The organism is Bacillus stratosphericus (assembly GCF_020524495.1).
Lineage (GTDB): Bacteria > Bacillota > Bacilli > Bacillales > Bacillaceae > Bacillus > Bacillus stratosphericus_B.
The window spans coordinates 37,747-52,756 of the sequence record NZ_JAIVLB010000017.1; the positions used below are offsets into that span (position 1 = coordinate 37,747).

At 36.9% G+C, this 15,010-nt stretch carries 12 protein-coding genes and 4 pseudogenes; 11 read left to right on the forward strand and 5 right to left on the reverse strand.

Annotated features, from left to right (window positions below; all coding sequences use genetic code 11):
* The first annotated feature begins 90 nt into the window (after positions 1-90).
* The 4 genes and pseudogenes from LC033_RS08645 to LC033_RS17260 form a co-directional block, all read left to right on the forward strand.
* On the forward strand, positions 91-864 hold the full coding sequence (locus tag LC033_RS08645) for an ABC transporter ATP-binding protein (RefSeq protein ID WP_226567864.1): 774 nt from the start codon (positions 91-93) through the stop codon (positions 862-864).
* On the forward strand, positions 839-2,707 hold the full coding sequence (locus tag LC033_RS08650) for an FtsX-like permease family protein (protein ID WP_226567865.1): 1,869 nt from the start codon (positions 839-841) through the stop codon (positions 2,705-2,707). The genes LC033_RS08645 and LC033_RS08650 overlap by 26 nt, the downstream gene beginning before the upstream one ends.
* A 27-nt stretch (positions 2,708-2,734) precedes the next feature.
* A complete protein-coding gene (locus LC033_RS08655) occupies positions 2,735-3,097 on the forward strand; it encodes a YxeA family protein (RefSeq protein WP_226567866.1) in 363 nt (120 codons plus the stop codon).
* A 209-nt stretch (positions 3,098-3,306) separates the two neighbouring features.
* Positions 3,307-3,390 (forward strand): annotated as a pseudogene (locus LC033_RS17260) (DUF418 domain-containing protein); the annotation flags it as partial.
* Positions 3,391-3,595: 205 nt separating this feature from the next.
* Here the strand turns inward: LC033_RS17260 and LC033_RS08665 are convergent.
* Positions 3,596-5,002, reverse strand: a complete 1,407-nt coding sequence (locus LC033_RS08665) for a phospholipase D-like domain-containing protein (protein WP_226567867.1) — start codon at positions 5,000-5,002, stop codon at positions 3,596-3,598.
* A gap of 262 nt (positions 5,003-5,264) precedes the next feature.
* Positions 5,265-6,786, reverse strand: a pseudogene (locus LC033_RS08670) (MDR family MFS transporter); the annotation flags it as partial.
* Between the two features lie 119 nt (positions 6,787-6,905).
* Here LC033_RS08670 and LC033_RS08675 point away from each other — a divergent pair.
* Both LC033_RS08675 and LC033_RS08680 read left to right on the forward strand, forming a co-directional pair.
* Positions 6,906-7,083, forward strand: a pseudogene (locus tag LC033_RS08675) (MarR family transcriptional regulator); the annotation flags it as partial.
* A gap of 6 nt (positions 7,084-7,089) precedes the next feature.
* Positions 7,090-7,280: pseudogene (locus tag LC033_RS08680) on the forward strand (5-deoxy-glucuronate isomerase); the annotation flags it as partial.
* A 62-nt stretch (positions 7,281-7,342) separates the two neighbouring features.
* Here LC033_RS08680 and LC033_RS08685 read toward each other — a convergent pair.
* Positions 7,343-8,680 carry a TrkH family potassium uptake protein gene (locus LC033_RS08685; RefSeq protein WP_226567869.1) on the reverse strand — a complete coding sequence of 446 codons (1,338 nt, stop codon included), beginning with the start codon at positions 8,678-8,680 and terminating at the stop codon, positions 7,343-7,345.
* A gap of 137 nt (positions 8,681-8,817) precedes the next feature.
* On the opposite strand from LC033_RS08685, the gene LC033_RS08690 reads away from it, so the two are divergent.
* Both LC033_RS08690 and LC033_RS16825 read left to right on the forward strand, forming a co-directional pair.
* A complete protein-coding gene (locus LC033_RS08690) occupies positions 8,818-9,486 on the forward strand; it encodes a potassium channel family protein (protein ID WP_226567870.1) in 669 nt (222 codons plus the stop codon).
* Between the two features lie 329 nt (positions 9,487-9,815).
* Positions 9,816-9,875, forward strand: a complete 60-nt coding sequence (locus LC033_RS16825) for a hypothetical protein (RefSeq protein ID WP_312887864.1) — start codon at positions 9,816-9,818, stop codon at positions 9,873-9,875.
* A gap of 684 nt (positions 9,876-10,559) precedes the next feature.
* Here LC033_RS16825 and LC033_RS08700 read toward each other — a convergent pair.
* A complete protein-coding gene (locus tag LC033_RS08700) occupies positions 10,560-11,627 on the reverse strand; it encodes a FecCD family ABC transporter permease (protein WP_226567871.1) in 1,068 nt (355 codons plus the stop codon).
* Positions 11,624-12,625 carry a FecCD family ABC transporter permease gene (locus LC033_RS08705; RefSeq protein ID WP_226567872.1) on the reverse strand — a complete coding sequence of 334 codons (1,002 nt, stop codon included), beginning with the start codon at positions 12,623-12,625 and terminating at the stop codon, positions 11,624-11,626. The genes LC033_RS08700 and LC033_RS08705 overlap by 4 nt, the downstream gene beginning before the upstream one ends.
* A gap of 154 nt (positions 12,626-12,779) precedes the next feature.
* Between LC033_RS08705 and LC033_RS08710 the strand changes: the two genes are divergently transcribed.
* From LC033_RS08710 to LC033_RS16830, 3 genes are all read left to right on the forward strand, one after another.
* Complete coding sequence (locus LC033_RS08710) at positions 12,780-13,760, forward strand: ABC transporter substrate-binding protein (protein WP_226567873.1); 981 nt, start codon at positions 12,780-12,782, stop codon at positions 13,758-13,760.
* Positions 13,761-14,459: 699 nt separating this feature from the next.
* Positions 14,460-14,795 carry a hypothetical protein gene (locus LC033_RS08715; protein ID WP_226567874.1) on the forward strand — a complete coding sequence of 112 codons (336 nt, stop codon included), beginning with the start codon at positions 14,460-14,462 and terminating at the stop codon, positions 14,793-14,795.
* A gap of 43 nt (positions 14,796-14,838) precedes the next feature.
* Positions 14,839-14,964 (forward strand): hypothetical protein, encoded by a 126-nt coding sequence (locus tag LC033_RS16830; protein ID WP_264188695.1) that lies wholly within the window; start codon positions 14,839-14,841, stop codon positions 14,962-14,964.
* Positions 14,965-15,010: the final 46 nt, after the last annotated feature.

The following is a 15,010-nucleotide window of genomic DNA, read 5'->3' on the forward strand; positions in this document are numbered from 1 at the left end:
GTGTAATGTTCATTTAAGGTGTTGCTATCTTAGAAACCTTTCGTTCTCTTTACAATATAAACACAGTTAGTTATTCAAGGAGGTTTCAACATGGAACACATACTTAAAATCAGTCATGTAAACAAAGTGTATGATGGAAAAAATTCGTTTCAGGCATTAACAAATATATCTTTAAATGTTGAATCGGGGGAATTTATTGGGATTATGGGTCCTTCCGGCTCTGGTAAAACGACACTGTTAAACTTGATTTCAACGATAGACCGACCTACATCAGGAGAAATTATTATCAACGGACAACAGCCACATAAATTGAAAAGAGAAAAACTGGCGAAATTCAGGAGGCGTGAATTAGGATTTGTATTTCAAGATTTTAATCTACTCGATACATTAACGTTAGAGGAAAACATCATGCTGCCTTTAGTCTTAGAAAAAGAAAAACCTTCAGTTATGGAAGAAAAGGTAAATATTATCGCCAAAAAACTGGGGATTGAATCAATATTAAAGAAACGAACCTTTGAGGTATCTGGAGGACAGAAGCAGCGCACTGCCATTGCGAGGGCAATTATTCATAAACCAGCTTTGCTATTAGCCGATGAACCAACAGGTAATCTGGACTCAAAATCTTCCAAATCAGTTTTGGAAGCAATGCTTGACATTAATCAACAGGAAAAGACAACGATGTTAATGGTGACACATGATCCGTTAGCAGCCAGCTACTGCCACCGTGTCGTATTTATTAAAGATGGGGAACTATACAATGAAATTTATTTAGGCGACAACCGACAAGTGTTTTATCAGCAAATTTTAGATGTATTGTCAATGCTCGGGGGGAATGCAAATGAACTTTTATCAACTCGCAATTAAAAATGTGACACGGAATTTACGTTCCTATTTAGCATTTTATTTAAGTAGTTCTTTTGCAGTTATGATCTTTTATATTTTTGCGATGTTTATCTTTCATCCAGCATTGGAGGAAGGTTTTATAAATAATGTTGCCCGAAAAGGGATGACAGTTGCAGAATGGGTCATTTTTGTTTTCTCGATATTATTTGTTCTCTATTCCGTTAGTGCTTTTTTGCATACAAGAAAAAGGGAATTTGGAATCATGACAATATCAGGAACTTCTCCAAAACAGATGCGACTTTTGTTGACAGCTGAAATTATGTTCATTGGACTGGCCTCTATTGTAACCGGAATTGCTGGTGGAACAATCTTGGCTAAGATGTTCTATGCAGCAGGTGGATATATTCTTGAGATGGAGACGCTGCGATTATATTTTCCTTGGAAAGCCATTGGAATAACAACAGGGGTCTTTCTCCTACTGTTTTTTATAATTTCTCAATGCATCCTTTTCTTTATTAACTCAGAAACAACGGTTGCATTATTAAAAGGTTCAAAAATACCGAAAAAAGAACCAAAGCCTTCGTTCCTATTATCTTTACTTGCATTTATACTTTTAGGGATAGGTTACGGAATGGTCCTCAAAGCAGAAATAAATATGAGCACAGCTGTAATCATTTTTATCGTCATAGTAATTGGAACGTATTTCTTTTTCAGTCAGCTTAGTATTTGGTTATTGAAGCTTATGAAAAAGAATAGACGATTTTATTTAAAGGGCTATCATCTTTTATCTATTTCAGATTTAACCTATCGTGTGAAGGATAACGCGAGATTATTTTTTATTGTAAGTATCGTTTCTGCTGTTGCATTTACGGCAACAGGTGTGCTAGCAGTATTCAAATCAAATATGACGGTTGAGAATACGGAATATGAAATTGAATATCTTTCTTTACCAGAAAACACGACAGAATCAGATCATATTAGGCTAATAGAAGATAGCCTAAGTGAAAGTGGCTATGATTACACAACTCAAACTTTCGAAACGATAGATACAAGATATAAATCTGCCGAAGGATTGACTCCTGTATTAATACTTTCTCAAGAGGGTTTATTAAAAAGTTTCCCGCATGTAGAGGTAGAACCACTAGAGGACAATGTAGGAATCTATTTTCTAGATAATCGCGGTTCTCGAAGCAATGCAGATATTCCCCGTTTCATAAAGCTAGTTGATTCACCAAATACAATTAAGGTGAAAAGGATTGAAGACTCGATATTATCCGTGTCAACTGCTTTAGTAGTCAATGACCAAACATTTGAGAAAATAAAAAAAACACTTAAAACTTCAACCTTTCATGGGTTTAAATACAAAAATTGGAAGGATAGTACAGAAAAAATTAGAGTTTTAGAAAGCCAGATCTTTGGTGACTATTCTCATGTTGATTTTTACTTCTTAGCTAAGGCAAATGTGTACTTCCAGACAGTTCAAATTCCTAGCCTAAGCCTATTTATTGGTTTATTTGTAGCTATTGTCTTTTTCTTTGCTGCCGGCAGCTTTTTATACTTCCGTTTGTTTACAGATTTAGAAGAAGAACGAGAAAAATATAAAGCTTTAGCCAAAATTGGTTTGACTGAGAAGGAAATGAAGAGAAGTGCCACATGGCAATTAGGGATTCTTTTCTTCCTACCGTTTATTGTTGCAGCTGCTCATACTGCCTTTGCTATGAAAGTGGTGGAACGAGAAGTGTTATTCGATATTTTCACCCCGACTATCATCACAATTATTGGGTTCTTATTATTACAGACTTTGTTTTTTATCATTGTGAGGATTAGTTATTTTAAAAAACTAACAGCATCAATTAATGATTAGGAAAATAGAAAGGAAGTTGAGAAAAAAATGAAAAAGAAAGTTGGAATCAAAAAGATAATTGGAGTTGTGTTAACCCTGTCAGTTATTATTGGGGGATTTATAGCCTTACCAAATGAGATATCAGACCGCATAAACCCACTTGTCCCGAAAAAAGTTGTATTTGTACAAATAAATGAATCAGGAGCACCAAGAAGTCCGGCAGGGTATGACTACACTTTGACTGGCTTTACAGAGGATGGGGAAGAAACTGTAGTGACATTCTATGCAGGTTGGGAACTCAAAAAGAATGCATATTTAAAAGTATATGCAAAAGGCAGCTATATTGAAACGTGGGAGGAAGTACAGCCGGAGGCATTACCGGAAAAGGTTAAGGTGAATTTTACAAAGTAACATTTACCGAAAACAGAAATCAACCTTACAGAAGTTTTGTTAAGAATAACAATTATAGCCAAAATATTATCACCACGATGGCATTAACAAATTACATTTTTCAAACGTTTTTCATATTGATGCCCCGTGCATTTTTTAACTTAAACAGTAAGATCATGTTTTTTCATCTTTTTACTTTTGTTTAGCCATTCTTTTCATTCAGCTTTTTTAGTACAATTTGGATTCGTTTCTTTAATTTTGGTCCACTTGAATGGATATGGCTTATGGTTAATTATTTAGAACGAATGCGTTAAAGAAAATGAAATAACATAAATAAAATTGCAGGGAAAATAACTTATACCTGCAATTTTATTTATGGCAGCTTAATGTTAGTACAGATAGAATATAAGAAAAATGATTAATTAAGTGAAAGCCAATTTGTTAAAATTGAGAAATTGGGCTTTTTTATATTGGAATTTCCTTAACGTTGTAAATCCGCATTTCCTGACGCTCCCGTTTTCAGATCAATCGTCTCCAAAGAACGGTTATCGTTGATAATCCATTTAAAAGGAGCCTTTTCATCAAAGGCTTTTTTTTATGCCCGTAATCGCTCGCATGATAGGCTGTACGGTCCTTAGCGACAAGATGACTATAAGCGATTTTCCGTTCAATTGCCTGCGTAAGTGATAATGCAAACGGTGCACTATCAATGACTAAAATCGATTCTGTATTTAAAAAACTAGACCTCGCATCTAAATTATATGTTCCGATAATACTTAAGTAATCATCAATGACCATCGATTTTGCATGAATGGAATACGGGCCTTCATATTCATATAAATGTACGCCTGTTTTCATCAGTTCTTTTTTCGTGCTTAAATATCCTGCAAATGCTAAAGGATTTGGCGTCGCTGTCAGGGAATTCGTGACGACCGTCGTTTGAATGTCTTTAGATAAAGGGGTGATCCTATTCTTCATTGGGCGTGTTGGTATCACATAAGGTGTCTGAATGAGAACAGAACGCTTTGCTCGGTGAGCGAGATCGTTTAACTTTTTCAACACGAGAGGACGCTTATTCAAGCGCTCCACTGGATTTGTGAAAAATGCAATCTGTTTTACAGAAGTGGCATCTTTTTCCCAATCAAAAGATGACATAACAAAAGGTTCTTTTGAACGTATGGCTTCTTGATAGGACATGAGCAACTGTTTCCGTAGTTTTTTCCCTTTTCTTGCTTTTCGTTTGGAGAACACATCTTTTGTTCTTTTCGTAAAGGGATGATTCCATTGATAAACGAAATATTGCTCCATTTCCTCTAATACTTTCCCCTTTTTGGCGTTGTAGAGTAGCACATCGCGGTCATAAGCAAAGTCTTTCGGCGGCTGATCTGCAAAGTATTTATCACCGATATTTCTTCCGCCCATCACAGCCACTCGTCCATCAGCCAAAATGAGCTTATCATGAAGGCGATTATGCCACGTCCATGGCTTGAACAAACGAAAGGGCTCATAAAAACGAATCGCCATATTCGGGTGATTCGAAACAGCATAGCGCAAATGCTTCAGAGGTCCACGAAGGCTGTGGCAGATGCCATCTAACAATAGCTGAACTTTTACTCCTCGATCAGCTGCCTCAATTAATGCACCCAGTACCCATTCAGCGGTTTTTCCTTTTTGAATGGAATAATAACTCAAACGAATTATCTTTTTAGCCTCGCGAATCATTTGAACTCTCACTTGACCCGATTCAAACCCGTCATCAAGCATCATGACTTGATTTGTGCCCTGGTCGTCTCCTGAGATAGAAGAGGCTTTATAGATGCAATGTTCTTTACATGTTTTTTGAAACGGTAAATAAAACAAGACAAATGCGGTCAAAAATACATACACCACATATAAAAGGATAAGAAAAAGTAAGAGGTGAAGCATGATGATCAGCTCCTTTGAAATCAGCACTTCTTTTTCTTAGCTTATGTTAAAAATAAAATTTCACTCATTTAGACTTCCTGCTGGAGAATATAATGCAGTAAATAACGTTCTGTTTCACTTAACATTAAATAATGGTTCATTTAATACGATTCCCCCTACATGGTCACATCTAAAATACGGATCGTTGGCAGTGAAGGAAAAGCCCAACTTTTATATCAATAAGAAAAAAAGCAGAGCCGCATCGCTCTGCTTTTTTCACATTATTCGCTTTCTTTCATTTCATTTGATGTACGTACTCGTGCATTTCCCATAAATACGACCGTAATCGCCGCAAGTGCAATCGGAAATAAAGCAATCATAAACACGTACGTAATACTTTGTGACATCGCATCGATAACTTTATTTAAAATATCAGGCGGAATTTCTGAGCGGGTACCCTCTTGGAAAATGGCTTGCGGATCGCCAATTTGAGAAGGGGCTCCTTTCATTCCGCTAAAGACATCTTCTAAACGACTCGTCAGGACATTGGTTTGAATCGTCCCGAAAATCGTCACTCCTAACGTCATCCCAAGTGATCTCATAAACGAATTGGTTGAGTTTGCACTGCCGCGGTAGCGCGGAGCGAGATCATTCATTGAAGCAGATGGCAGAAGGGAGAAGCTAAAGCCGACCCCAAATCCTGATACCATCATAAAGAGCGTGAGCCACAGTCTTGTTGTATCTGGTGACATATTGGCAAGCAGGAGCATCCCAGCGAAAAATGACATCACAGAGATCGTCATAAGACGTCTAAAAGGAATTTTCGTCTGCATCGTTCCACCAATCATACTGCCAATCACTGACCCTATCATCATTGGTGTTAAAATGAAGCCTGCACTTGTCGCAGATTCACCGTACACCGCCTGCACAAAAATAGGGATAAAGACTGCAAGAATAATAAACGTTCCGCCATATAGAAACGCCAAAATTTGAGATGTCGCAAATAAACGATTTTTAAACATCCAAAATGAAATAATTGGTTCCTCAGCTTTCCGTTCAACGATAAAAAAGATTGTACCAAACACAAGAAACACGGCAAATAGTGTTATGATCTGTACAGAATCCCAAGCGTAAGATTTTCCGCCAAGCTCAAGTGCGAACATCAGGCTCACAACCGCAACGACAAGCGTAATGGCACCTGACCAATCGATTTTCTGCTTACGATGCTCAAGCGATTCCTGATAGTATCTGGCGATCAAGAACACACTGACAATACCGATTGGCACGTTAATATAAAAAACCCAATGCCAGCCGATCGAATCTGTAATAAGTGCACCTAACAGCGGGCCTAATACACTGGATAGGCCAAACACTGCACCAAACATACCTGACATTTTTCCTCGCTTTTCAGGAGGGAAGATGTCAAAGATAATCGTGAAAGCGATCGGAAGAAGTGCGCCGCCTCCAACCCCTTGAATGGCGCGATAAATAATGAGCTGATCCATCGTTTGTGCAATACCGCACAGCGCAGATCCAATTAAAAAGAAAATAAGTCCAAACAGAAAAAAACGCTTTCGACCATACATATCTGAAAGCTTTCCATAGATCGGCATACCGGCCATCACTGCCACCATGTAAGATGCGGTCACCCAAGCAAATTTATCAAAACTGCCCAAATCTGCTACGATGCTTCCCATTGCTGTTGCAACAATGGTGTTGTCCATCGCTGCCATAAAAATCCCTAACAGCAAACCGATGACAACAAAGCGAGTGGATGCCTTGCCTTTATGATCCACGTTATTCATTTCTTTTACCTCCTGCTTACGTTCTCTTCTCTTTTTTGCTATGATCAATTTAATCATTAAGTAAGAGAACATTTATCTTGATGATCAAGATAAATTGATTTTAAAGGGAGAATAACAAGATGTCAATAAAGAATGGGTCAGCAGACAGAGAGGACCTGATCATTCATACGATGAGAGGCTTGCTACACGAATGGTTTTATTCCATCAAGCGGCTGCTCAATCGCTCGGCTTGAAAAAGCAGGCTACGTCAAAAGAGAAAAAGACCCAGAGGACAAGCGAAGAGTCATCATGGTCCCATGACTGCATGATCAAGATTATTTACCACACGAATCTTACTTAGAAGAAACGTATTGTCATAAGGTAAATCCAGATCACGGATTTTCGCTCCAAAGGGTGTATACAGATGACCTTTCTTTAGATGAAACAATGGCTGTCAAAGATAGCAGTGATGTTTAGTACCAAAAGGGTATCATTATGACATTTACTATTTGAATGGATCAATAAAAAGAATGGATTCACTTATTCACAATATAAGCAAATCCATTCTAATGCTTATCTAACCTACAAACAACTCTCCCTCAGGATAACGTATTGGGCTTTTCGTTCGTTTCATAAAGATAAAAACGATGGTTAGAGTACCTATTCTACCAATAAACATAAGAATCGAAAGAATAACCTTACCTAAAAACGATAAATCCGAAGTTAATCCCATTGAAAGTCCTACCGTACCAAATGCTGAAAAAGTTTCAAAAACAATATCAATGAAAGGAGCATTTTCAGTCATTGTCAATAAAAAAATGGTGATAAACACAAAACACAAACTGATAAAGCTAATAGATAAGGCTTTAATGACAACATCATGTTTAATTGTACGTCTAAATATAACGGATTCTTTATTTCCTTTTAGAAAATGGAGGACAGAGATCAAAACGATAATCATCGTTGTTAACTTTATCCCACTTCCTGTTGACGCACTCCCAGCACCAATAAACATGAGAAGGATCATAAAAGTTAAAGAACTTTCATGCATATGTGCTATATCAAGCGAATTAAAACCCGCAGTTCTTGGTGTCACAGCTTGAAAATAAGAGGCCCAGAATTTATCAAGAAGGTTCATTGGACCTAAAGTATGGGGATTACCAAATTCCATTAAAAATATAAGTAACAGCGCAACACCATTTGTTATGAGGGTTCCTATGATCATAAGCTTTGAATGGATTGATAATAATTTGAATCTCCGTTTATTCCAAATGTCAAAAATCACTGTAAAACCAAGACCACCGATGATAAACAGGAAGGTGATGGTCATGTTAATCAGTGGATCATTTACATAGTTCATCAAACTATTTGAAAAAAGAGAAAAACCTGCGTTATTAAAAGCAGAAACGGCATGAAATAAACTGATGTATAACCCCTTAAAAAAACCATATTCCGGTATCCACCGAAATGATAATATACACGTAGCAATTAACTCAAATGTTATCGAAAAGATAAACAAAACCTTTATAAGACGTACAATACCGCCTATATTTGTCAGATTAAAAGCCTCTTGAACCAATAACCTTTCTCGTAAACCTACCTTTTTACCAAATAACAGGATGACCATGACGGCTAAGGTTAAAAAACCAAGCCCACCAATTTGTATCATCAGCATAATGACAATTTGTCCAAATAAAGTAAAGGTTGATCCGGTATCAACCACAACTAAACCTGTTACAGTCGTTGCTGACACAGCTGTAAAGATAGCATCGATGATTGAGATAGGTTCAACAGTAGAGATCGGTAGAGATAAAAGAAATGCCCCTATTACAATTACTGTAAAAAAGCCAAATAATAAAATTTGGGGCGGAGTTAATTTTACTGGTTTTTTTAAAAAATGATCATATTTAAACATTTCCTAGCCTACTTTCAACCACTTGAATTTTAATGTTATTATATAACGAATAGAGATATGATTGTCTACCCATGATTTATTTGTTTAAATAAAAAAGATTTATCGAGATTTGATAGACAACAAAAGGAGTCATTAAAATGCCAAAAAAAGAATTTGCTGTTATCGGGTTAGGACGCTTCGGCGGGAGTATATGTAAAGCATTAAGCGAAGAGGGACTTGAAGTGCTAGCTATGGATCTAAATGAAGATCGTGTAAACGAATATGCGCAAATCGCTTCGCATGCTGTCATTGGCGATTCAACAGATGAAACAGTTTTGAAAAATTTAGGAATGCGAAACTTTGATCATGTGATTGTTGCTATAGGCGAAAACATTCAGGCTAGTATTTTAACAACCATTATATTAAAAGAACTTGGAGTTAAACTGGTTACAGTAAAAGCACAAAATGATTACCATGAAAAGTTACTAAATAAAATTGGGGCCGATCGAGTTGTCCATCCAGAAAGAGATATGGGAAAACGTATAGCCCATAAAATCGTCACAAATAGTGTCATCGATTACTTGGAGCTATCTGATGAATATGGTCTAATTGAAGTTGAAGCAAACGGACATTTAGAAAATCAGTCATTACTTGACCTTGACATTAGAGCAAGATATCAAATCAATATTGTCGCTATTAAACGAGAGAAAGATGTGATTATTTCGCCGCTAGCTCATGAACAAATTCAGAAAAACGATATATTAATTGTGATTGGAGCAATGAAAGATATAGCACGTTTTGAAAGAAATGAATTACAAAGTCAATAAATCTAATTAAAAAGAAAGTCCACCATTGTAAGAACTAGGTACAATCGTACTATGGTTTGTTTCTAACTATTGATATAGGATTACAAGCTCGAGGGTGCAATGATTGTCCAATTTCATTGCACCTAAACAATTTGTATAACAACACAATGAATGGTTTGTATACGTTGTTTGAATAGGTACTTACTTCCAACGATACGTCTCCGAGGGAAGAACTTACTTATAAATCCTCTCTTTCACTGGTTGGTTAAAATACCTCTGAATATTATGAAGTATTCTTGATTGTTTAACCATCAATAATTCAAAGAGGGGACTATACTAGTATTAGAGTCATTAACCACCTACCGGAAGTTACAAGTATTCATTGGCACAGGCTAATGTTCCTAATGTGATGGACGGTGTCCCCGATGTGGAACCTTCGCCAAGAATTAAACCAGCGCATTATGATGATTATCACACGATTATTAATTATAGTTCCCGTAAGTAAGGTATTTAAACGTTTCAGTTGTGAAATGGATTATAACATAATCTAATATGGGGTATAATCAAAGTCAAAAATACCAAAATTAATTTTTTCATTGACTGAATGAAAAATTACATAGGATTCACGTCGTCGACTCAGAATGACAGCAGTTCTATTATTCATCAAACAGATCTAGCGACATGATTTCTTTCAAAATCTAATATGAGAAATAGACTTATCCAATTACCAAGGTGCTATGGCAATGATTTAAAGAAGCTACGGACCACTCAATAGCTTCGCAACAAAGAACAGCCCACAATTCGAACATTAAGAAGCGAACTTTACTTTAGACGTCACTTAATACTGGTGGTTGAACAACCAATGTGATTGTAAACCATCAGAAATAAACTGGATACTGAAAAGAGTGCTTATTCATTTTGATCTCTATTAAACTTTTTGTTGACCTAGCTAAGCAATCTAATTATCTTCTCCACTAACAGAAAAAATGTAAGATGACCTGATGACCAGATTCTTTCAGGAAACTTTTCTTGACGTTGCCCAATTATAAAATTTTTTAGGCATGTAGATAACATAAACCCCATTTATATAGTTATTAAGAAGAAATAGAAGTCCGGCGAGATCGATAAAGCAGATAAAGAAAATAAGGTGCACCTACAGCAGCTGTAAAGACGCCAGCAGGAATTTCAATGGGCGAAAAAAGGGTACGTCCAATGATATCCGCAATCATAATCAATTCCCCCCCAAGTAATGCAGACACAGGAAGAAGTGCTCCAAACGAAGAACCAACAAGTCTTCTGGCCATATGAGGAGCCATTAATCCAACGAATCCGACTGTACCTGCCACCGAAACGGCACAGGCAGTTAAAACTATGCTAAGTAATAGAAGAAAAAAACGGCTTTTCTGAACGGAATTACCGACTCCAGCTGCAACATCCTTACCCAATGCTTGAATATTAACATGCTTGCTCATGAACAAACAGATGATTAACAAAATCACAACCATTGGAAGAATGAGTTGAAATTGACTCCAGTTAGTTCCATAAACAGATCCAGTAATAAATACATTTGCTTGTGAGGCACGATAGAAAGGCCCCTTAATCATGAGCAAACTGGTCATCGCCTGAGTAAACATAGAAAACCCAATACCTATAATAATTAAACGAAAAGTAGATAAACCATTTTGATAAGATAACATGTAAACAATAAACCCTACTAGTGATGCCCCAATAAACGCAGCGACAGGCAACCATGAAAGGCTAACAGAGAGTGTAGAACTTTTATCAGCAAATAACATATAAAAAAGTACGACGCCACACGAAGCTCCTCCTGTGATGCCGATAATGTCCGGTGAAGCAAGAGGATTACGAATCAACCCCTGTAAAATTGCACCAGCAGCAGCGAGACATACACCTGCAATAAAAGCAATGAGAATACGTGGCATTCGAAAAGACATGATAATCATCTCATCAAGCTTAGTACCGTAGCCAAATATCGCTTTTGTCGTTGAAAGAGGGTCAATGAATCGATCTCCTAAACAGGCACTCATTAAGATTGTGAGAGATGCAAATAGAAAGAGCAAAAGAATCACTAAGTTCTCTCTTTTTCCAGTTAAGAAAGAGATGCGTCCTTGAGCAAGCCGAATCGCTTGATGCTTCTTCATATGTCAAGCCTCCTTCTAGCAATGTAGACAAAGATAGGAAGTCCAATAATGGCTGTCATTACCCCTACAGGAACTTCTTCAGGCATAATGATATAACGTGCACCAAGGTCAGCAGTTACAAGCAGTATGGCACCCAGGAGCGCAGAGTAGGGGATAATCCACCTATGATCATAACCACCAAATAATCTAGCAAAATGAGGAATCATCATCCCAATAAACGAAATGGGCCCTGCGATGGCAACAGCACTACCTGCCAGCAAAATGATGCATACAGACATGGATAGTTTTAAAAGCGCTGTATTTTGTCCAAGACCCTTTGCTACATCTTCTCCCATTAGAAGCGTATTTATCTTTCTACCCAGGAAAAAACTTACCATTAAGGCAATGAGGATATATGGAATAATATCAAACAATAAATCCAAACTTCTCCCTTTAACAGAACCGGCTAGCCAAAACAGAACTTGTTCTAAAGCAGATTCATTCATAGCAAGCATGCCTTGTGTTAATGAAGAAAACATAGCTGTCATTGCTGCTCCAGCCAGCGTAAGCTTGATAGGAGTTAAACCTTCATTTCCTAAAGATCCTGCAATATAGACAATAGTTGCAGTGACAGCGGCCCCAATAAAAGCAAGGGTCATCATACCGGTAGAAGATTGTACGTTTAAAAAAAGCATTCCACCCACAACAAAAAAACCAGCGCCAGCATTGATACCAAAAATTCCTGGAGAAGCAAGGGGATTTTTGGTAAGTGCTTGCATGAGGCATCCAGCAACTGATAATGCAGCTCCAACCGTTGTTGCGATGAGTGCACGAGGAAGACGCGTATTTTGTACAATCAAATGCTCATTACTTCCATTGAACTGTGTAAAGGCTTGATAGACCAAAGCCCAAGATGTATTCGTATAGCCATAAACCACACTTGCGCAGTTAACAAGTAATAGTATAAAAATGAGGGCAAACAAGATGATCCATTTGACTTTCGATTGTTTTAATAACATTTTAGATAATCTCCTATTAGAATCAGATGTTACTAGTTAAAATTATACTAAATTAGGAATGAAAGTGAAAATCTTTTTCACTTTCCATTGACATAAAGAGGAACTAATTCTATTATCTAGTTGATAATAGCTATCAATTATAGGGGGAATGAACGTGAATAAACGAATGCCCATTATCATCATTAGTCTTATGGCCACCTTTTCATTACTTGTTGCATGCGGGAGTAATGCCACGTCATCAAGTGCAAAAGAAAAGGAAGTAACTACAAAAACAAGAAGTATTAAGCATGCTATGGGAACAGCCCAAGTACCAGATAATCCAAAAAAAGTAGTCATTTTAACGAACGAAGGAACAGAAGCATTGCTATCCTTAGGTGTCAATCCTGTTGGAGCCGTTAAATCATGGAAGGGTGATCCTTGGTACGATTACATAGCTGACGATATGAAAGGAGTTAAGGATGTAGGGCTAGAAACAGAGCCTAATGTAGAAGCGATTGCCACCCTTGAACCAGACCTTATTATTGGAAACAAAGTAAGGCACGAAAAAATTTATGATCAGTTAAACCAAATTGCACCTACCGTTTTTGCTGAGAAGTTATCAGGTAACTGGAAAGAAAACCTTTTGTTATACGCAAAAACAGTCAATAAGGAAAAAGAAGGGACACAACTCGTTGCTGATTTTGATAAGCGTGTAGATTCTATCAGTCAGAAGCTTGGAAATCAAAAGGAAAAAAAGGTTTCTATTGTTCGCTTCTTAGCTGGCCAATCTAGGATCTATTATACCGATTCTTTTCCTGGTATTATTTTGAAAGATTTAGGCTTTAAACATTCTGAGAAACAAGAGAAACTTTTTAGTAAGCAGAAAGATAAATTCATGTTTGCGACCGATAGCAAGGAAAACATTCCTGACATGGACGGAGATGTACTGTTCTATTTCACGTATACAGCAGATGACAACAAAGAAAATATAGAATGGACAAATAAATGGACAAACGATCCATTATGGAAAAACCTCAAAGCTGTGAAATCCAAAAATGCATATGAAGTTGACGATATTGTATGGACAACCGCTGGTGGTATAAAGGCAGCAAACATGCTGTTAGATGATATAGAAACTTATTTCTTAAAGAAGTAACCAATATAAACAAATAAAGCTGTAAAAAAATGTGTAATTGGTAAATGCAGCATGGCTCTAAGGAACTCTTGGTTCAAAGTCAAAAAACACCTATAAATTATTTTCAGGTATACTATACCCGATTTTCAATTTAAAGGTGTTTTTTATTGAGCATGAATGTTTTTCTTATACAGATAATAATTCGGGCATAAGAGAGGATAAACAATAAATCCACTTTTACCTACAACCAAAACTTAAACTTGGACTCACTAGTTTACATAATATATATTCTAGGAAGTAAAAACAAAAAAAGAATTTCCTCTGTCTCACAATTAAGTATACTTATCTTATTGAGATAAAATCTAAAAAAACAAAATTCACCGTTCATTCGTCAGATTTTGTTTGTTGATTCAACAGGATTTTTCTCCAATCACTAGACTGGATTTAATGTCGTCACCGCCAATTCATACGTGATCTCCAATTGTGACTGTGGTTTACGAAATTCAAAGCCTTTCGCAAATGTCAGTTGTCTTGTTTTTTTCAATCTGCCTTCAGCGTTTCGTCATTTTAAAAATAAAATTAAAACCTTTCATGAAGTGAAACAGTCCTATAATAGATGTCTGGATGTTTACCCTTTTTTTAAAGAGGGAAAGTAAAAGACTTTTCAAATAACTGAAAACGTGGTAAGATCATGAAAATAAAAAGGAAGGGGTGAGAAAAATGAAAAAAAATATGTGTCTAAAATTAGCTGTCTTATTCATAGCACTTGCAAGTTTTCATTTGTTCTCAATGCCTCATTCCGCTCAGGTATACCACCATGGGAAGGTGGTTGCTGATCAAGAATCACATGACATGAAAATCGTTCAGATAAAGGGCGATGAAAAGAAACAAAAACATGTGAGCGCAGTATTTGCCGCATTTACAGCCATGCTAATCATTGGCAGTATGACAGCTGGATTTGCACGCATCACTTATCCTGATCGATTTGACCGGAAAAAGAAGCATTTACTTGCAGTGTTCTATCAGTCTTCTTATTTCGGAGTAGCTCGTGTTTAACCCAACCATCTAGATCAAAACAAAAAATGGGAGGTTTTACACGATGTTATTTTTCTTAAGATTATTCATTCTAGGTCTATTCTCTGTCACTTCACTTTCTCTTTTCGTCTACCAAGGAATTGAAGTAGCACATGCCATCACGAGCATGTTTGGCAACCACGAGAGCTAAATGACCTGATCACAAAAAAGCCCCCTGTCGCAGGGGGGTTTCGTTT

Coding starts and splice junctions, on each gene's coding strand:
- LC033_RS08645 (WP_226567864.1), top strand. CDS start 91: ATGGAACACATACTTAAAATCAGTCATGTAAACAAAGTGTATGATGGA.
- LC033_RS08650 (WP_226567865.1), top strand. CDS start 839: ATGAACTTTTATCAACTCGCAATTAAAAATGTGACACGGAATTTACGT.
- LC033_RS08655 (WP_226567866.1), top strand. CDS start 2,735: ATGAAAAAGAAAGTTGGAATCAAAAAGATAATTGGAGTTGTGTTAACC.
- LC033_RS08665 (WP_226567867.1), bottom strand. CDS start 5,002: ATGCTTCACCTCTTACTTTTTCTTATCCTTTTATATGTGGTGTATGTA.
- LC033_RS08685 (WP_226567869.1), bottom strand. CDS start 8,680: ATGTTTAAATATGATCATTTTTTAAAAAAACCAGTAAAATTAACTCCG.
- LC033_RS08690 (WP_226567870.1), top strand. CDS start 8,818: ATGCCAAAAAAAGAATTTGCTGTTATCGGGTTAGGACGCTTCGGCGGG.
- LC033_RS08700 (WP_226567871.1), bottom strand. CDS start 11,627: ATGAAGAAGCATCAAGCGATTCGGCTTGCTCAAGGACGCATCTCTTTC.
- LC033_RS08705 (WP_226567872.1), bottom strand. CDS start 12,625: ATGTTATTAAAACAATCGAAAGTCAAATGGATCATCTTGTTTGCCCTC.
- LC033_RS08715 (WP_226567874.1), top strand. CDS start 14,460: ATGAAAAAAAATATGTGTCTAAAATTAGCTGTCTTATTCATAGCACTT.
- LC033_RS16830 (WP_264188695.1), top strand. CDS start 14,839: ATGTTATTTTTCTTAAGATTATTCATTCTAGGTCTATTCTCTGTCACT.